This window comes from Salinivibrio sp. ML290 (assembly GCF_001995695.1).
GTDB lineage: Bacteria > Pseudomonadota > Gammaproteobacteria > Enterobacterales > Vibrionaceae > Salinivibrio > Salinivibrio siamensis.
Genome location: NZ_MUEY01000016.1, coordinates 63,690 through 83,026, shown reverse-complemented (window position 1 = coordinate 83,026; position 19,337 = coordinate 63,690). Strand labels below are relative to the sequence as shown.

Genomic DNA, 19,337 nt, shown 5'->3' with positions numbered 1-19,337 from the left:
TTACCAACCACAACGAGAACGAAGCGCACCCAGCGTCTCAGGTAACGGCTGGGTATCAAAAGTTAAACCATCAACGTATTGGGAGTTTGAACGAATGGTTAAGCGATCTTCTCTGGCCAATGCYTTCATTAACCGAATCGCAGGCAACCCCCGCGACGAGGAAAGCACGACCCCTAAATCATCGTTACGCCAGTATTGCGTCTGGCCATTTGGGAAAGTCAACTTCATTCGCCCATCCTCAATCGGCTCGGGAAGCATCAGTTCAACACGACTTAAATTATCGATACAGCTAAGCATTAACAGCGGCTGTTCACTGCCTCGGAAACCAGTCGAAAGATTACTTGCCCGCAATGTAATCCACGCGCTGCTGCCTCGGCCCTCGCCCTTCTCGGTCAACGACCAAGACTGGGGAGCGCTTTCTTGTGCGGCTGTCATCGCACGTCGCCATTGCAACGGCTTTTGAGATTGATTGTCTGTTGGTTCGGCCGGCGCCACTTGGGTATTAAATACACGATCAAAGCATGCAAGACGATCGAGTCGTGACGTTACCGCGCGGCATTGTTTAGCTTGCTCAACTTGTTGTTGAGCAGAAATAGGGGCACCTATCACCGTGGACGAGGCCATCACTGACACCAACATGACCCCGGCTAGTAGACAATAGTTTTGCTTATTCATGGGGCTTTTATCCCTAGTTTTCGGCACTTATAAGTTAGGGTTCGATGAGGAATACCCAAACTCTCGGCAGCTTTACTCTTATCGCCATCGAACATGGATAGCCGATCCGAAATAATACATTGTTCAAAATCCAGCAAGGCTTGTTTGAGATCAGCGATAGACGCCGCATCAATGTTTAATACGCTGCTTACATTCGACATCCCATTCTCAAACGCAGCGGACGATATACTCTCGCGTGCTGGAGCAGGGGCTCCCCCCACTCGTCCACTAAACGCCGCTCTATCGATGGATTCACCATCCGGTGTTTGCGCACAGGCGTATTCAACAAGGTGCTTTAACTCTCTGACATTCCCAGGAAAAGAGTAATGCAGCAGCATATCAAGTGTTTGAGGCTGCAACTCTCCAATGCTCGTGCCATGTTGTTGATTAAATCGCGTAATAAAATGGTGACTCAGTTGGCGCACGTCCTCTTTACGTTTCGCCAATGCAGGCACATGAATGGGGTATTGAAGCAATCGATAGTAAAGATCTTGGCGAAATGTTCCCGCCTTAACTTTGTCGAGTAATTGCACATGCGTCGCTGAGACCAGACGAAAATCTGATTGACGTTCTTGATGCCCACCGACTGGACGAAATGCGCCCAGTTCGAGTACGCGAAGTAACTTAGCTTGTAAACTTAAAGGCATATCGCCGATTTCATCCAGAAATAGCGTGCCGCCGTTCGCTTGTGCAATTAATCCCTCTTTGTCACCCACGGCCCCAGAAAAAGCGCCTTTTTCATAACCGAACAGCTCACTCTCAAGCAGGTGCTCTGGAATGGCTGCGCAGTTTATAGGCACAAAAGGCTGATGCTGACGAGGAGACAAATCATGGACTGCTCGCGCAACTAACTCTTTACCGCTGCCCGTTTCACCTTGCACCAATACCGAAAGTTGCGATGACGCGGCATTAGCAATCTGTTCACGCAGGCGAACCATCAATCCGCTATCACCGATTAGCGTCGAGGCCAGACTGGCCGCTCGCTCTTGTTGACGCGTTTGTTTTTCGATATCCGTCAGCGATGCTTTTAAGGCGCGACGATTGCTCTCTTCTCCTTCCATGTCACTCAGCAATGACCACTGGTGTTGGAAAACATCGACTACCTGTAAAAAGGCCTCATCATGCCAAAGCGCAGACAATGCTTGGCTGTCACCAACCAAGCAAAGTAGCAGCTTTACATTTTTGTCATGGCGGATCAGCGGCCGGATGGATACAGCTTCAAAAAAGCCAAGCTCACCAATCGCCTGACGGAAAGCACGATTAGATTGCCAAAAAACAATCTCTTCCGCCTCGAGGTGCTTTGGTGCCGCATTTTGTAAAACGTGAGCAAATGGGGTATCAAAATCTGTAACAGACCAAGATTCCCCGCTGGCATGGCAGACGAGTTGTCTGCCATCGCAACTAGGAACCAGCAACATTCCCTTGCGCAGCTTGAGCTCCTTGACCAACACTTGGATAAAGCGATCCTGTAAATCAGCTGTTCGCCTTTCCCGAGCAAGGTCAGTAACATAAGCTAGCCAGTTACGCATTCTTACTCTACCTCGCCTTTAAATTCGCCCTCTTCGGCAAATAAACGCACGTGCGTGATCTCTGCTTTGTCTGCCAGCTTGTTCAATAGCTCAAGAGACACAGGCGGCAACAACTGCCCTTCGATAATCGCCTCAAGCATACGGGCGCCATTCTCACTACGCGTGGCCCGTTTTAAGATCTCTTCAATCAGGCTATCGTCAACGTCCACCGTCGCGCCATAGCGTTGCGAAAAGGTGTTTTCCAAGTGCGTGAGCTTCCCACGAACAATTTCTGCCAATACGTCTCGCTCAAGCGGCACATAAGGCACCACTTCCATCCGCGCGAGCAACGCTGGTTTGAAGAATGCAGCAAGCTCTGGATACAAAGCATCATCGATCGCATCCGGTTGATGCGCATGGTCGACGATAGTTTGATAGCCTAGGTTCGACGTTAGGAAGAACACGGTGTTTTGGCAGTCGATCATGCGGCCTTCGCCATCGGCCAGCTCACCTTTATCAAACGCTTGATAGAAGATGTTCAGCACTTCTGGGTGAGCTTTTTCCACTTCATCCAGCAAGACCACTGAATACGGCATTTTGCGAATGGCCTCTGTCAAGACACCACCTTCACCGTATCCGACATACCCTGGGGGCGAACCAATTAGTCGAGAGACGGTGTGTTTTTCTTGATACTCGGACATATTGATGGTGGTTAAGAATTGTTTACCGCCATACAGCTGTTGAGCCAATTGAACCACTGTCTCTGTCTTGCCCACACCGCTTGGGCCCACGAGTAGAAATGCGCCTTTGGGGCGTCCAGATCGTCTCAAATCAGCACGTGCGGTTAGCAAATGACGATGTACACGCTCTATCGCGATATCTTGCCCTTTAATCGCCTGACCCAGCAGCGTTGTCAGGTTTGTGATTTTGTAGAGCTCATCGCTGTTCATTTGATCGATAGGCACACCCGTCCAATCCGAGATAACTTCTGCCACCTGTTCGGCGTCGACGTGAGGGTGCATCAAGCGCTGATCATGCGGAATAGCGTTCAATGCATCGTATTTGTCTGCCAATGTCTTTGCTAACGCGTCACGGTCTTGCTCTTGTGACACTTCATCACCTTGCCCTTCATTGAGCTCAGCTGACAGTGGCGGGGTTAACAATGTCGCGCGTAGATCAATGATTTCCTCAACCAATAAACGCTGCTCGTCCCAGCGTGCTTGCAGTGCATGCTTCTCGGCTTCGTCCGCTTGCTCTTGAGTTTCTAATTCGTCTAAGCGAACCTGATCGACAGGTTGACCAATAAATTGTGCGCGCTTCAACATCTCGATTTCTTGTTGACGCTGATGGCAAAGTGTCTCCAATAGCGCTAGACGCTTAGGAGGCGTCGTCAGATTAATCGCGATACGCGCACAAGCGGTGTCGAGCACGTCAATCGCTTTATCAGGTAGCTGACGTCCAGACAAATACCGTGCAGACAGCTCGGCAGCCGCTTTGAGCGCATCATCAGCAATCAACACACCGTGCGCTTTTTCGTACACACTGCCAAGCCCTCGCATGATATCAACGGCCTGATCAACAGATGGCTCCTCAAGCTTCACCAATTGAAAACGGCGAGTCAGCGCTGGATCTTTTTCGAAATATTTTTTGTATTCTTTCCAAGTCGTTGCGGCAATGGTACTTAACTCACCACGCGCTAAGGCTGGCTTGAGCAAGTTGGCGGCATCACTACCACCCTCTTGGTTGCCGGATCCAATAAGTGTATGCGCTTCATCGATAAACAAAATGATAGGGTTGGGAGCACTTTTTATCCCATCAATAACGCCCTTCAAGCGCTTCTCAAATTCGCCCTTAACCGATGCACCGGCTTGCAGCAAACCTAAATCCAGACAGAAAAGCTCAACGTTTTGCAAACGGTCAGGCACATTGCCAGCGGCAATACGAAGAGCCAGTCCTTCAACCATTGCGCTTTTACCTACCCCAGCGTCACCAACCACGATCGGGTTGTTTTTACGGCGGCGACAAAGAATATCAACCATCAGGTTGAGCTCTTCTTCTCGACAAAGCACAGGATCAAGTTCGCCATTTTTAGCTTGCGCGGTAATATTTGAGCAATACTTGTAAAGCGGTGACTCGCTTCCTTCCATCGATGGCGCTTTTGATCCTTTTTTATTACCACTTTCCACAGCGGTTTCAGCAGAATCCGCGACAATGGCGTCAAAGTGCGTTTTTAGGCTCTCACGATTAATGCTCGCTAATAACTTGGATGCCGAACGCGACAAATAGCGATCGACACGATTCAACACCGCAAAAAAGACGCTTCCCGACCGCAATTCTGATTGGTTTAGCTCTGTGGTTGATAGCAACCACGCTTCTTGAAGGACTTCAACCAATAGCGGCGAAAACGCAGGGTAAGTGTCAAGTGTGGTATCACGCTCATAATTACCCGCCAGCGCTTGCTTTAACTGGTCAGTATCAATATTGGCTTGCTTGGCAATAAGTCGAACGTCAGACAGGGGGTTGTCGAGCAATACTTCAATAAAATGCTCAACCAACACTTCAGGATGATGACGCTCAATACACAGAGAAGCCGCTTGTTCTAGCGCCAGCTTACTTTGCTCATTCAGCTTCGAGATAAGCGTAGATAATTCAATTCGAATCACGGGGACACCTAGTTCTAATCAATGTAATATTATTTGGCTTACAACAACTGATTCAGTTGGTTGAGCACGTTTTCAGATTTCTCGTGGAGAAAGTATGAGTAACCAGCAAAAATACCGGCCCAAAGGACGATAAATCCCACAAATACAGACCAAAGCGGCATTTGTCGGCTCAGCGTATAACGAGTGCTCACAACATGATCACTCGCCTCACCTAATTGCTTCGGCTGCCTTTCATCACCTAGCAATTGATCGTGCAGTCTTTTAATCACTTTCTCGCGTTGAGCACTTCCACCGTCAATGACGCGGTACTTACCCTCAAAGCCCAAACACAAGCAGTGATAAATAAAAACCAACAGTGGTCGGTACCTATCTGGTTCACTTTCCAAGCGACCTAAAATGGTAAATACTTTCTCCCCCCCCCATGTTTCATTGTGAAAACGCGAAAGCATCGAGTGTTCAGCCCAACAAGTGGAAGCACCCCATGCCGTCCCCATCACAGCTTCGTCGAGGAATGTGCACAAGATATAGCGATATGCCATCAATACGGCATGCTCATACCCTTGTTCGGAAAGCTCGATTTCAATCGCTTTTATTTCTTCAATGGTCTGGTGGTAGATTTGTTCAATATTCTCACAGCTTGAAAGTGAACGAACACGCAGAGCAAGGCCAAACAGAGGCGTTGCTGCATCCACCAGCGCATTGGGGTTATGCCCACGTAGCTGAAACCAGTAATCTTGGTCGTGATTAATTTTCTCAACGTCATCAAAAAGAAGATCGTTAAACACACTTTCGTCAGTCGCAGCCATAATCAATCTCTTATTGCCCAGAATTGAATGTCAAGGTCTTCAAACGCCGCCGCGACGTGGAATGCAAAGCCACTGGAGTTTGCCAGCATCGACCAAGCCGCACTTTCTTTATCCAACTGGTAATAGGTGTAACCCGCGTGATATGGCAGTTGGCGTGGTGCAACAGGCAGCGGGATCAGTGGGATACCAGGGAGTTGTAAAGAGATCAGCTCACGGATTTTCTCAACAGAAGACACCTTGGTTTGCTGAGTAAATAAGCGTCGTAGCTCGTCGAGTGGCATCCGCGCTTTCACCGCCACAATGAACTCCGCAGATTCCATAAGTTGCGGATCTTGAATCGGCGCAACCATAAGCCCGTAATTGCGTTTGTCCAGCTGAATGGAGACTGCACGCGGCTCCAACACCACGCTGAGACTTTGACGCAAGAAGCGAATAACCGGCCAGAACGCGTCACCCGGCATATCATGGTTATAAGCAGGCATGGCAGGCGCTAATCGGCTTTCATCGGTAAAGGTTGCCAATTCTCCACAAATTGACGATAAACACTCATACAGGCGTTCAGGGTGCAAGCTGCCTAACGATGCAAGGTGTTTCATTTGCGGATAAAGGCGGTTTAGCGAGTGCARTAACATAAAGTCTGATACATCCGCGACACCGCCTTGAGAAGGGGAGCTAATACGTTGAGCGATGTTTTTGGCGCGTTCCTGCATCAATCCGGCCATTTCGTTGATAAAGCGGTGCAGTGTTGCATTGCCCGCCACATTGAAATGACAAGGAATAAAGTCTTGATCCAGAACCACACTGCCGTCGGGACGCTTTTCAGAAATACGCGCGATAGGGATCGCCGCATAAGCGCTGCGATCTTCTTTCTCCAGCATCAACTGCAAGTGCACTGGTGACACATCTAACGTGGTCGTATCGCCCTGAATACTTTGCACATCACGCACATCAATACGACGACTTTCATAGCGACCTGAACCTTTTTCTTCTGGCCAGTTCACTTCCATTATCGATTCACTGCGCAACGGAATCGCGAGGTAAACCAGTTGGTTAGAAAGCGAGCCATCTTCGATTTCAAGTGCATCAGGCATCACATCTTCTTGTGGAATGCGAAAGGTTGTGCCGTCTGGCATCACACCCACGGCGCGTTCTATCGCAATACGACCAAACGCTAAATACTCTGGATTCAGTGATAGCTCAGAAATACCATATAAGTACTTGCTTACCGAAGTCAGTCGCTCCTCCAATAAGTACTCACTGTACCGCTGATGCTGCTGAAAATGCTGTGGCTTAATAAAGAGCCCTTCGCTCCATATCACCCGATTACGTGCAAACATTAACTTTACTCAACCTTTTCTAACTTCACGTCATAATCTTGGAATAACATGAGCAAGTGATATTCCCGGCCTTTATTCAATACCTTGACGGCTTTTTTCCATTCACCCAGGTTCGGCTCTGAAAAATGCGCCATCACACCGATATAATTGGTATCTTCATCAATCTCGAACGCGTTAACGAATTTAAACTGGCCCGGTGTGAGCACATAGTCGTAGTTATTTATAAAGTTACTACTGAGCGCATCTTCATAATCAGCGCGGAGCTGATCGAACCCAGCCGACATGAACATGGAATCATCTTCCAACTCGAACACTTGTACCTCGATCGATGCCGGGTCCCCCGCAATATTCGGGTTTACACCTTCGTCACTGACAAGGCTAAACGTGACCGTCGTCGGTTGTTCTTCAGGTTTATATTCTTCTGAAGAACTACACGCGGTTAATAACAAAAACGCGCACACAATGCTGAACTTCTTAAACATAATTAGCCCTCCAGCTGTTTTTCACGAATACGCTTGTCGTATACCTGCTCGAAAATTTCCCAAAACAGCTTGGAGAAACCTTGCTGACGGTTAGACGTTAACTCTTTGTAGTAATTGCAATACATTTCCCACGCCCACGCAGACTCACCTTCCTCATGTGCATCGGTATTACGTCGGCAGTGTTGAAAGCGGCGTAATAGCACGTCCGGTGAAAAAGCGTTCAAGATTTGGTCTAGTGCTTCCGCAATCGCATCTTGAGTCGCTTCATTATGATCTCTGACGTTTTTCAGACTTTCAGCAATCGCTGCCGGTGCAGACAGATGAACGAGGCTTTTATCCGCGTCATACATGGTGCGAACCGTTTCCTCGTATGAAAGCCCTAAGCGTAACGGGTTATCTTCAATCGGTTGCAAGTTGCGGTTCATGGTACCAAAACGCCCTTCTGCCGCTTGCTCGTGCAGTGCAAGTAGTCCTTTTAAGCACGCTTGCAAAGACTGCCCCATCTCCTGAGAGAGGAAGTGCATACGTTGAACGTCTTGTTCATTGGTGACACGCACTCCCAGCCCTTCCAACATGGGCCCGGTCAATAAATGCTGACCATGCCCACCTTCTTCTCGTGAAGAGGGTGCTTCATTATTCAAACTTTTCGCCACTTCTTGTTCGAGAAGTCCTAATTCTTTTTCATCCATTGGCTTCGTCTCACTGTCTGTCAATTTCGATGGAGTCTGTGGTGTCGTTTCAACTCGAGGCGCACTCTGTACTGTCTCGTCTGAGTGATAACGACTATCGCGTTGCTTTTTTTGGCCGAACCCAAAAATACGTTTTAACCTCACCGAGGCCGACATCACATCTTCGCTATCCGCTTGCGGTGTAAAAGAAGGTCGTTTTTCGACTAGGTTTTTTTTCGAGACGAGGCTATCTGTCTCTGTGTCTTGCGCTGATGGGCCATCATCCAGCAACCAATTTGCTCCCTGAGAGGATGACTTCGCTTCTAGCTCCACGAGGGGATCAATAGGCGCAGAGGCATCCTCTAGCTCGGGTTCTACATCAACGGGTTCATTGGCGTGAGCCAGTAAATCGGTATGATTGCTGTCAAAAAGCGTATCAATATGACCCGTATCAACGTCACCCTCTTCGCCCGTCAGCACACGCACTTGGTAAGGGCCAATTTGCATTTCATCTTTGTGTGCCAATCGTGCAAGCTGCCCTTTTCCTAACGGCATCTCTGTTCCGTTAACAAACGTTTGTCCACACTCATCACGGACACAAAAAGCGCCATCAACCACCAAGATTTCACAATGCACGTCATGAACACGCGCCATTCGATCTTTCAATCGCCAGCTCGCCATTGCAGACGATCCAATGGTGCCACCCGTCTCAACAAAGCGAATCTGTGCCGACAACCCAGACTCTAGGGTTTGCGCGTTCGCGACCACGAGTGTTATGCCGTTTTGATGTTGAGAGACCATGTTTATTGCCTTACCTGAATGAGTACGCGCTTGTCTTGCAAGTCTTTCCCAAGGAAAGACGTCCATCCCAGCGCAACCTGTTTTCCTAATTGAAGCGCGGGCGTTTCTTCGTCTGTCATCGACAGCTCTATGTCGAACGCCATTTGCTCACGTAAAATGAACTCAACTAATTTGCACAGTGGCTGATACTCTTTACCCACAGGCAGAAAGTCGTTAAAGCGCTCTCGGGTCAGGTTTTTGATGCAAATAACAAACTTGCCATTGCAATCAAAGACCGACTCGCCAATCACGGTGTCCTCGCCCAAGCGCCCGTTCATGCATCCAAGAGACATTTGCTGCTCCTTGGCTATTTTCACTTTGCGAGTCACCCATTGGCGGATTTCAACCTGTTCAAGGTCAAAACAATGCGCAATGATGCCGGAAACCACAGTTGGCGAACGACTTCTCCCCGCTAGCGTGCCGGCATAGGCCAACATTTTGCACCAGTTGATTGGGGTCTCACCCCTTAACTGGGGATCTCCTAACCCAACAAGCGCGAAGAGCTGCGCAGAGAACTGATCTTCTGCACCTGGCTGAAACCTCACGTAATAACGATATTTACGCCAGATCCGGTATACCAACGCGATTAGCCGATTATTAAAAAAGTCCAAAAATGGTCTTTTAATACCGCCAGGCTCTTCATGGAGGAGCTGTTCGGTAATAAATGCCGGCAATGGTGATTGCGAACCTGCTAGCCCTAAAAAGTTCGTTAACATCACCGTGTGATCGTTAACCTGATCAAGCGATGATATATCTGACGCGGCAAATCCAAGACTGGGATTAGCGCTAAACACCAGCTGACACTCGCGCTCCCACTCTTCTTCCTCAGGGTTCAACCCTTTATGCTTTTGTAAAAGCTCAACAAGTTGGAAGAAGCTATACACTCGCGCATCTTGAACAAGATCAGCCACACTAGGTGACAACTCCTCTAGATGAGTGGTTGCATCCCAACTCTCGTCTGCCATGTATAGGTCTCGTTATTCGTTGTGTTGATAACGGTAAGCTCATGAAAAGAATTAATACTCGCGTACAACGAGAAAAAGTGGCTGAGCACCGTTCCAAATAAATATAAATCGCCTTCCGAGCCAAAGCCGTCTTGATTGAGATAAATCGTGGACTGCAAACCTCGAACCGGCATGCCACGTAATAACTTATCCATGGGCTTGGATTGAATATCTTCAATCGCGTCTAGGCGTTTCTTACCCACTCGCTCTGCTTGACGATCCACCAACGCACGAAAATCATAAGCGGTTAATACACAGCTCAATGCGTCTTTTGACAGGAGCGACAAGTAATTCAACGATAAATTAGAAATCAACATCCATAGCAAGCTGCCATCCAGCACAGGCCTCAATGCTTGCGTTGGGATTGTAATGTTTTCGAACTCTGCAAATGGCGGTGAACTGTCCGTTGGATAGCAAATATCTCCGACACCTAAGTCCAATGGAAGTTGACGATTTGTGCAGGTCAGCTTAATTGACACCGCCTCATCGACATCGACGGATGCTGACTCATCCCCGCGAATAAACGAGATAAAAGAATCAAAACCATCCCCGCGAATGCTGTTTTTTACCCGTGAGCGGTAATAAAGGGTTTCTCGATTACGCACCCGCTCTACTTCATGTTGAAAGCTCTCAAACGGGGTATAAACCCGCTTTTGACCACGTACCGGTTTACCATCAATGACTTTGTCTTGCCGACCCGTGACACTATCAATACTGAACACTTCATAATGGGCTGGCTTACCGCTTGATGGAATAACTTTGTATTCAGTGCTCTTTCCGGTGAGATCGATCGGGTCTGCGTCATGATCAAACAAGTTAATGACGGGGGTGCAATATAGCTGAAAGCTCTCTGATCTCACTCTGACATCTGATGGCAACGTTTTAGACAAATGTAACTGCACCGTAAACTGGCCGTAGACATTGTTCGGTATTGCCTTATCTAAGCCGCTAATATCAAAGAAATGAAACGCTTCAGGAAATGACAAATATTCCTGTAGGACACGATAACCGTCATACACATTTTGTGGATATGGCAATAGACCATCGCCAGGATTAAATCCAACCGATGAAAACGCATCTCTTGGTAGCGAGAACTCAGTGCCATCGACGTGTACCGTGAGTTTTTCGAGATGATGACTCAGCCACAAATAGATCATTTGTGCGCTATATTTATCACCACCAATGTAAAAACGCAGCGTGTTGATGTTGGCATCTCGTACCGACATATCACCGTCTAAGGTCATTTGCAGCTGAATTGTCGTCGCTTCACGTGTGTGTTCAGCGTGAACGTTAGAACAATACAGCGGGTACAACTCAACCTCTCGGCAAGTTTGAAAGCGACACTGGGTTTCCATAACAGGCTTACTGTCAAGCTCCGTCCCCTTAGCAACAACTTGCTTTTCGCTCAAACTCCCTTCTGGCTTAAATTGCGCGATACATATACTCGGCACTGGGCGTAAATAGTTAGGCCAGAGCATATTGATAATCGAGTGAGTCAGCTCAGGAAAATCATCATCAACTTTTTCGCGCAGCTTGCCGGTTAAAAACGCAAATCCCTCCAACAAACGCTCTACATCTGGGTCTGTATGTCGACCATGTAAAAAGCGTGCGAGCTGGGGGTGCAGTTCAGTAAAGGCTTTACCTTGCTCTTTTAAAAACGCGAGCTCTTCTCGAAAATACTTGTCTTGCGTCATGCGGTTTACAACACTCGATATTGGCGGTTCTGGTCTAAAAGCAAGCTAAGTTGAACTTTCTCGTGGAGCGCTTCGCTATTCACGGTGGCAACAATGTTGAATCGCAGCATAAGTGGCGAGTGCGGATCAAAATCTGATGTCACCAAAATATTGGTTAGCCTAGGCTCATATCTTTCCAAACATCCTTTAATGGCTAACTTGACCCTCAGCGACAGATCTAAGCTTTCGAGTGTCGCGTCGTTGAAATCGATCAGCCCCAAGCCAGGCGAGCTTTGCGCACCACCAATACGCGTATTCAACACATTAGCGATATTACGTTTTATCGATCTCACTACGTCTGGACTGCTCGGCCCCTGAGTAATTGAAACAGGCTTAGCGTCGGCTTCTAGACGCTCCAAGAAGCCGACACCAAATGCACTGTCTTCTAGCGCAACGTATGACATGATTACTGATCAAGCCTACCAACAAGAGACAGCTCAAAGTTCGCACCCATATACTTAAAGTGAGGACGAACAGCTAGCGACACCTGATACCAACCAGGGTTCCCTTCCACATCGCTTACTTCAATTTTGGCAGCACGAAGTGGTCGACGGCTACGCACGTCTGCTGGTGGGTTCTCTTGGTCAGCAACATATTGCTTCAGCCAGGTGTTTAGCTCGCGCTCAAGGTCTTGGCGCTCTTTCCAAGAGCCAATTTGCTCACGTTGTAGCACCTTGATGTAGTGCGCTAGACGATTAATAATCATCATGTAAGGAAGCTGTGTACCAAGCTTGTAGTTCGTCTCTGCTTCTTTACCTTCTTTGGTATTTGGGAATACCTTAGGCTTCTGAATGGAGTTAGCAGAGAAGAACGCCGCATTGTCACTGCCTTTGCGCATTGTCAGACCAATAAAGCCTTCTTCCGCAAGTTCGAACTCTTTGCGATCGGTGATCAAGACTTCGGTTGGGATCTTGGTCTGTAGGGCACCCATTGATTCATAAACGTGAACAGGCAGATCTTCTACTGCACCGCCGCTCTGTGGACCAATGATGTTCGGACACCAACGATACTTGGCGAAGCTATCCGTCAGGCGTGTTGCAAATGCAAACGCTGTATTACCCCAAAGATAATGCTCATGATCTTGACTAACGTTTTCGTGGTAAACGAAAGACTTGATCGGGTTCTCCGTTGGATCGTAAGGCACACGTAATAGGAAGCGTGGCGCGGCCAGGCCAAGATAACGTGCATCTTCAGACTCACGTAATGAGCGCCATTTCGTGTATTTAGGGCTCTCAAAGATAGATTTAACATCTTTGATGTTTGGAAGCTCCTCAAACGACTCAATGCCAAAGAACTCTGGCCCGACGCTTGAAATAAATGGCGCATGTGCCATGGCGCCCAGCGCACCCATATATTGCAGCAGCTTCATATCTGGGGTTGATGGCGTAAAGGCATAGTTACCAATAATGGCGCCTGTTGGCTCACCACCAAATTGACCATAACCTGACGAGTATACGTGCTTATACAGGCCTGATTGTGTTGTTTCTGGCGCGAATTCAAAGTCGTCTAGCAACTCTTCTTTGGTAACGTGCAAGATGTCAACTTTGTTGTTCTCGCGGAAGTCAGTACGGTCGACAAACAATTTAAGCCCACGCCACGCTGATTCCATTTCTTGGAAAGACGTGTCGTGCAAAATTTCGTCCATTTGAGCACTGATCTTTTTATCAAGCTCAACGAGCATCTGATCGACAAGAGACTTATTCACAGGCTCTTGTGTTTGATCATTACCCACGAGGTTTTCAATAAAGGCTGCAACGCCTTTTTTGGCGACATCATAGCCCTCTTCGCTAGGCTCAATACGCGTTTGCGCCATGATCTCGTCAAGTAAGCCACCTTCTTTTACTTCAGGAGACTCTACGACTGATTCACTTGTAGACATGTTTCTATTTCCTAAGACTTAATTAACTACTAATTTGAATCAATTACTCTTTCGGAGCATCATCATCGCCACCGACGATATTTAGCTCAGCAAGCAACTTTTCTCGAGACTCCTCAGAATTAAGCAGCTCCTGCAAACGATCGCGGAAAGCAGGAATGTTGCCTAGAGGGCCTTTCAATGCAACCAAAGCTTCACGAAGCTCAATCAGCTTTTTGAGCTCAGGAACTTGGTCAGCAACTGAGTCAGGTGCAAAATCACTCATGGATTTAAAAGACAGCTCGACAGGTAATTCTGCATCTTCATCATCGACAAGTTGATTTTTTACCGTGGTGGACAGACGCAAATTGCTCTCGCGCATTACATCTTCAAAATTGTTTTTATCTACCGAAACTGTTGCACGGTCTTCAACGGGCGTCTCTTCTGTATGCCCCTTAAAATCACCAACAACCAAGGTTTTTAGCGGGAGCTCCACTTCTGCTTGCTGGTCACCCGTCGCGGGGACGTACTTGATATTAATGCGCTCTTTAGGCGCTACGCTTCCTTCTTTGGACACTTTGAACCCTCGATACCTTCACCAAAATGACAGCACAGCCAGGAGTGACCCTGTCACGCTGAACTGCGTTAACATCTTAAAAACATCAATGACTCGCTGTGCTGCTATCACTGACGGTGCGCCAGCATACATAACGAAAAATTAGACATTAATTAAAAATGTATAATTTTGGAGCAACACCTCACTTTTGTTTTTTTCTTTAAAAACGGCACACTTTACTGACATTCTGACATTTTCATGACATAGCCAAGTGTAAATAATACGTTAGTGAGTAATAGCTCTATAATATTAAGGGTAAATACTCTTTTTTATTTACGGAAATATAATTAAATAACCTCTAATGTCATTAACAAATATCTTATTATCTTTAGGTAGTTAGCTTCACCTAATGAGGAGGTGGTGGGCTAGCAGATACCTAACCATCTGACCTCCTCCATATCCGTCCACCTCGACGCTTTAGTGACGAAAATGTGAATAGCACCGTATTTGAACAGGCTTAGAGCGGAAATCGTGTGATCATCGCGACACATTAAACGCGACAACACGCGCAAGATGTGCACTCGACCCACTAACACTTAGTTGTGCGTATACCCTCTCCTCCCTTTGTTCTCCTCCTCTCTTCGCTCGTTTCTTAGGAGGATGTGCCCTTTTCTTAATTAAGTAACACTAGTGTCAATTATCGTCTCCGTCGGCGCGCTACCCGTTGTGCCATCACTCTTCGCACGACGCCATTGTCTCGCCACTCGACGACTCAGAGTATTTCTTTGTGCGGTTTTCTTTGTGCGGATAGTGATTATGAAAAAGTTGCGTACCCTTTCTATAAGTCAGCGGATAAGCTTAGCTGCCTCGTCCATCGTCCTGATCGGTCTTGGAGCAGTGAGTGCCGTTTCCTTGTCAACGCTGAATAGCAGTCAGTCAGCAATGTCATCCCAGGTCACTGAAAACGTAAAGCGTGATCAGGTGATTAAGATGCAAAATCGCGCGACAGCGATTAGCGAGGAGATCCATGCGTATATTGCCTCTCCCCTCGATACGGTACGGACTATCGCTCAGATTTATACCTCCGAAGCGGAAAAGAATAAGTCAGCACGGATCCTCGACCGAGATGATATACCTCGGATCATGTATTCGATTTTGAAACGCCAACCTGAATGGCACAATATCTACACCGAGTGGCAAAAAAACGTGTTAGGCGCCGATGCTTTTTACTACGGCGACCCAACAAGCGCTGCAGATGGACGCTATGTGCCGTCTGTGTCGGTGGATGAGAGCGGGGAAATGCGCCTTACCGCTGCGCAAAATTTCTCTGAAACTAACCCTTGGTATCAATGCCCGGTGAGCACACAAAAAGATTGTATCACCGACCCGAGAACCGCTGAGATTAATGGCAAAACCCAAACGGTGTTTGATGTGACAACCCCCGTTTTCCGCTTCGATAAGGCCGTTGCCATGGTGGGGAGTACACTGACTACAGCACAAATCCAGTCCATTCTGGCTAAACGTGCCGACAGTAACGGTAAGCTGTTTGTTGTCAGTCAAAATGGCCGAATCGTTGCCAGCACCGATCAACAAGTCCAGCATGGTGCCGCGGTCTCCAAACTATCCTCTCCCGCTTATCACTCTCTTGCCAAGCTTCAAAAGCAAAGCCATAAAAGCCAATTCAAACAAACCGATTCGCACTTTTATGTGTCGCAACCGATCGAATTTGGCAATATGTCTCAGACGTGGTCAGTGATGATTGTGACCCCCAAGCAGGCCGCGATGGCACCCGTCACACAGCTGAATCAAATGATGACAGACGCCGAAAGCGATATTCAAAACACCATATATTGGGTGAGTGGCCTCGTCCTTTTGCTGGCCTTTGTGATCATTCAAATCGTTATCAAACGTCAATTAGCACCGTTGAGTAGCGTCGAGCAATCGATTCAAGCGATAGCCCAAGGTGGTGGCGATTTAACGCAGCGTTTGTCGGTTAATGGTAAGACAGAGATTGATCGTATTAAACACTCAGTCAATCACATGTTGGATGCGCTGCAAGCGATGGTGGGACAAATTCAACAAGCAGGTGGACGTTTGTCCGACACATCAACGACAGCCAATAACGCCATCACCGATGCCCACCAAGCCCTGTCTGATAATACCGAGACATTACACCAAGCCGCGACGGCAATGGAGCAACTGACCGCGACCTCAAAAGATGTGGCAACCAACTCTGAAGCCTCAAAAGAGAAAAATACCGCTGTGGTTTCATCGCTGAATCAATGCATGGAGAATGTGGCTAACAATGTGGCACGTAACCAAACCGCCAACACAGATCTGCAAAAAGCCAACAGTTTTGTCAGCGAAGTCAAAGCCAGTGGTAGCGATATTGCCTCTCTACTCGACGACATTCGCGGCATTTCAGATCAAACCAACTTGCTAGCGCTCAATGCCGCGATTGAGTCGGCACGCGCCGGTGAGGCTGGCCGAGGGTTTGCGGTCGTCGCTGACGAGGTGCGCGCCTTGGCCCAGCACTCACAAAAATCTGTCGACCAAATCGTATCGACGCTTGAAACCTTCAACCAACTCCTTACCGATATTGAAGCTGTCATCCAACAAGGTGAGCGTGGTGCGGCGGAGGGTTATCACGCGAGTGTTTCCGTGCAGGAGACCTTAACCGAGATTGTTGATTTGGTGCAGCAGCTAGGCGATATCAATTACCAAACCGCAGGCGCGGCGGAAGAGCAAAGTGCCGTCTCTCAGCAGGTGGCTGAAAACATCCAGGCACTGTCACAACGCATAGAACAAACCTTGTCACTCAGTGAGCAAGCGCAAGGCGCAAACCAAACCCTCAACCACGAGGCCAAAACGATTCGCCAACTGGTCGATACGTTTACGGTCTAGTTTCCAGCCTTACCTCTCATACTAAAAAAGGGCAACCAACGTTGCCCTTTTGAGGTTATGTCTTGTTGAAGACGCGATGTAAAACATAGCTTAAATGGTGAGATTACTTCTTGTCTAATTGTGCTTTCATCGCGTCACGAAAGACTTGGTCAGCGTCAGTAATACCCAATTGCTCCGCATCACGCAGCAAGCCCATTGCTTTGTCGACATCGTTGTCTGCAATGGCGGCCCGAATAGCCTGGTGATAAAAACTAACGCTTTCTTGTTGCGGGCGTTCAGTGGCGGAGAGCGCTGGCAGGACGATAGGCTGAGCATTGTTATGTGCGCCCAAAGCGGTTGCTTCGATGGAAAACGTGCCAGTCAACGCGCGCGGCACTTGAATATCACCTACCTCCGGAAAGTAATTCCCTCTCCCCTCTGCGTCCAATTTCGCTGGGTGGCTAACCGCCACCGTTTCATTAAGTTTATCTTTATCGGTAAAAATAACTAAATAGAGCGAACTATCGCCAATTTGTGGATGGACTTTAATATTACCTTGCAAACGGTTTCCATCGGCTAGACGGGGCTTTAGATAGACTAACCCATCATCATCAAGCTCAGCACGAATATCGCCAGACTGGTTAATGACTTTAGCACTTGGGACAAAAACACTGTCGTTGACTTCTGCCTCAATATTGATAGCTAATCCATTTTTTACCATTGGTAAGTCGAAAATGACGCCAGGGCTATCAATGCTATAGATATCGAGGACTTGTGTTTGCGCGGTGACCGCTATTTTTATCTCTTTGTCCATTGTTATCGGCAGTTGTTTCGCTTTTTCAAGCTGCGTCACTGCCTTTCCTGTCGGTGCAACCTTATATTGGTTATCAACGAACGTCGAGCACCCACTAAGTAATAATAGCCCAGAAATAAATAACACTTTCTTATTCATATAAAACACCTAAAAAAATAGCCGACAATTGTCGGCTATGAAAAAAGACAGTTTAAAAAAAGACTTACCACCAAGCTTCCAATTGCACACCAGTTACGAACTCTGAGTCACCTTTGTCACCAAACGTATCTCCTTCTTCATCCGTAATATACGTACCGTAGAAGCGAATCTCAGGACGCGACCAGAAGCTGTCACCCATTGCCCATGCTTGAGCTAAAGTAAACTTGTGGCCTCCTTGGTCTGTTCCTTGATTTTCTCCATCAAAGAAGCCTACTTCACCGATAGTGCGCATCGTGTCGTTCCACTTATAAACAGGACGCACAACAGCAGTGAACATATCAGAGTCGCCCTCACCATCTGTCAAGTCCGAGCCATTATGATAAGAGAGCTGATGTCCGAGTTCCATCGATGACCCAACATTCATCACACCCCAGTTGATAATACGGTAGCCTTTCGCATCGTTTTTATCATCGGAGCCGCGGCTGTACCATGCACCAGAACCAAAGCCAGCAATCTGATCACCGTATCCTGCAGAACCATATTGCAAGATTGTTTGGTTGAAACCATTGTCCATATTTTGATGCACAATACCGGTAAGCATAATACCATCATCAGCCGCTTCGGTTTGGTCATCTTTTTCTGTCGCAAAGTTATAGGCCGTAGCGAGCTCTAAGCTAGCATCTTTCCACAAGCCGATGTTGGCTAAGCGCGCATCAAAAATATAGCCTGAGGACTGATCATTTTCTCCATCTTGAACAAACGCTAAAGAAAGCTTTTGATCGCCCAGTGAAATGTTTTCAATACCACCACCAGTACCTGATGTATTCAAGAAATAGAAGTCAGTAATGTGGATATCTTTACGTTGATAATAGCGCTTACCCGCCCAAATAACGGCTTCAGGATCGGATGCAATCACACCTTTGGCTTGGACATTAAATTGCGCGACATTGATTTCGCTATCTTCCCAACCATTTTGGCCTTTATCGCTAGAGGCAATCATAGATTCCAGTTTCCATGATTGCTCACCCGTTTGAAGTTCTTCTGAAAAACCGAACTCGTAATAGTTGTCGTCTTCATTACCCAAACGACCAACTTTATTCTTTTCAAAAGCACTATCACCCGCACCATCACCACCGATCGCAGCACCCGCACGAGCATAACCATTAAAATCAACAGCGAACGCTGAGGTGGCAGTGACAGCAGCTGCGACAGCCGCCGCAATTAAACTTACTTTTCTCATACCTTACTCCATAATGCGCCTTTTTACGTGTCCCTTCACACCGGCAGTGGGTAGTGGAAAAAGACAGTGTGTCCAAGGCTTAGCTTTCTTCGTTAT

At 47.6% G+C, this 19,337-nt stretch carries 15 protein-coding genes; 1 reads left to right on the top strand and 14 read right to left on the bottom strand.

Annotation, left to right across the window (positions count from 1 at the left end; all coding sequences use genetic code 11):
• The 12 genes from vasI to tssB are packed head-to-tail and all read right to left on the bottom strand — an operon-like array spanning position 1 to position 14,187.
• Entirely contained in the window at positions 1-675 is a 675-nt protein-coding gene (gene vasI / locus BZG23_RS13655) for a type VI secretion system-associated protein VasI (protein ID WP_241837221.1), read from the bottom strand.
• Positions 672-2,243: a sigma-54 interaction domain-containing protein gene (locus tag BZG23_RS13650; protein ID WP_077607263.1), complete on the bottom strand. Its 1,572-nt coding sequence runs from the start codon at positions 2,241-2,243 to the stop codon at positions 672-674. The genes vasI and BZG23_RS13650 overlap by 4 nt, the downstream gene beginning before the upstream one ends.
• Before the next feature lie 2 nt (positions 2,244-2,245).
• Positions 2,246-4,885 carry a type VI secretion system ATPase TssH gene (gene tssH / locus BZG23_RS13645; protein WP_077579350.1) on the bottom strand — a complete coding sequence of 880 codons (2,640 nt, stop codon included), beginning with the start codon at positions 4,883-4,885 and terminating at the stop codon, positions 2,246-2,248.
• A 38-nt stretch (positions 4,886-4,923) separates the two neighbouring features.
• A complete protein-coding gene (icmH, locus tag BZG23_RS13640; protein ID WP_077579349.1) occupies positions 4,924-5,691 on the bottom strand; it encodes a type IVB secretion system protein IcmH/DotU in 768 nt (255 codons plus the stop codon).
• Between the two features lie 2 nt (positions 5,692-5,693).
• On the bottom strand, positions 5,694-7,028 hold the full coding sequence (gene tssK, locus BZG23_RS13635) for a type VI secretion system baseplate subunit TssK (protein ID WP_077607262.1): 1,335 nt from the start codon (positions 7,026-7,028) through the stop codon (positions 5,694-5,696).
• A 5-nt stretch (positions 7,029-7,033) separates the two neighbouring features.
• Positions 7,034-7,510 (bottom strand): type VI secretion system lipoprotein TssJ, encoded by a 477-nt coding sequence (gene tssJ, locus BZG23_RS13630; RefSeq protein WP_077607261.1) that lies wholly within the window; start codon positions 7,508-7,510, stop codon positions 7,034-7,036.
• A gap of 2 nt (positions 7,511-7,512) precedes the next feature.
• The gene (gene tagH, locus BZG23_RS13625) at positions 7,513-8,979 is read right to left on the bottom strand and encodes a type VI secretion system-associated FHA domain protein TagH (protein WP_077607260.1); all 1,467 of its coding nucleotides are present in this window, start codon (positions 8,977-8,979) and stop codon (positions 7,513-7,515) included.
• Between the two features lie 2 nt (positions 8,980-8,981).
• Complete coding sequence (gene tssG / locus BZG23_RS13620; protein ID WP_077607259.1) at positions 8,982-9,983, bottom strand: type VI secretion system baseplate subunit TssG; 1,002 nt, start codon at positions 9,981-9,983, stop codon at positions 8,982-8,984.
• Entirely contained in the window at positions 9,947-11,716 is a 1,770-nt protein-coding gene (tssF, locus tag BZG23_RS13615) for a type VI secretion system baseplate subunit TssF (protein WP_077607258.1), read from the bottom strand. Before tssF ends, tssG begins: the two co-directional genes overlap by 37 nt.
• A gap of 5 nt (positions 11,717-11,721) precedes the next feature.
• On the bottom strand, positions 11,722-12,159 hold the full coding sequence (gene tssE, locus BZG23_RS13610; protein WP_077579343.1) for a type VI secretion system baseplate subunit TssE: 438 nt from the start codon (positions 12,157-12,159) through the stop codon (positions 11,722-11,724).
• Between the two features lie 2 nt (positions 12,160-12,161).
• The gene (gene tssC, locus BZG23_RS13605; protein WP_077457793.1) at positions 12,162-13,634 is read right to left on the bottom strand and encodes a type VI secretion system contractile sheath large subunit; all 1,473 of its coding nucleotides are present in this window, start codon (positions 13,632-13,634) and stop codon (positions 12,162-12,164) included.
• A gap of 43 nt (positions 13,635-13,677) precedes the next feature.
• Positions 13,678-14,187 (bottom strand): type VI secretion system contractile sheath small subunit, encoded by a 510-nt coding sequence (gene tssB, locus BZG23_RS13600; RefSeq protein ID WP_077579342.1) that lies wholly within the window; start codon positions 14,185-14,187, stop codon positions 13,678-13,680.
• Between the two features lie 795 nt (positions 14,188-14,982).
• Here tssB and BZG23_RS13595 point away from each other — a divergent pair.
• Positions 14,983-17,070, top strand: a complete 2,088-nt coding sequence (locus BZG23_RS13595; protein WP_077607257.1) for a methyl-accepting chemotaxis protein — start codon at positions 14,983-14,985, stop codon at positions 17,068-17,070.
• 103 nt (positions 17,071-17,173) lie between these two features.
• Here the strand turns inward: BZG23_RS13595 and BZG23_RS13590 are convergent, their stop codons facing one another.
• Positions 17,174-18,001: a MalM family protein gene (locus tag BZG23_RS13590; protein WP_052708141.1), complete on the bottom strand. Its 828-nt coding sequence runs from the start codon at positions 17,999-18,001 to the stop codon at positions 17,174-17,176.
• 64 nt (positions 18,002-18,065) lie between these two features.
• Positions 18,066-19,241: a maltoporin LamB gene (gene lamB, locus BZG23_RS13585; protein ID WP_046075897.1), complete on the bottom strand. Its 1,176-nt coding sequence runs from the start codon at positions 19,239-19,241 to the stop codon at positions 18,066-18,068.
• Positions 19,242-19,337 lie beyond the last annotated feature (96 nt).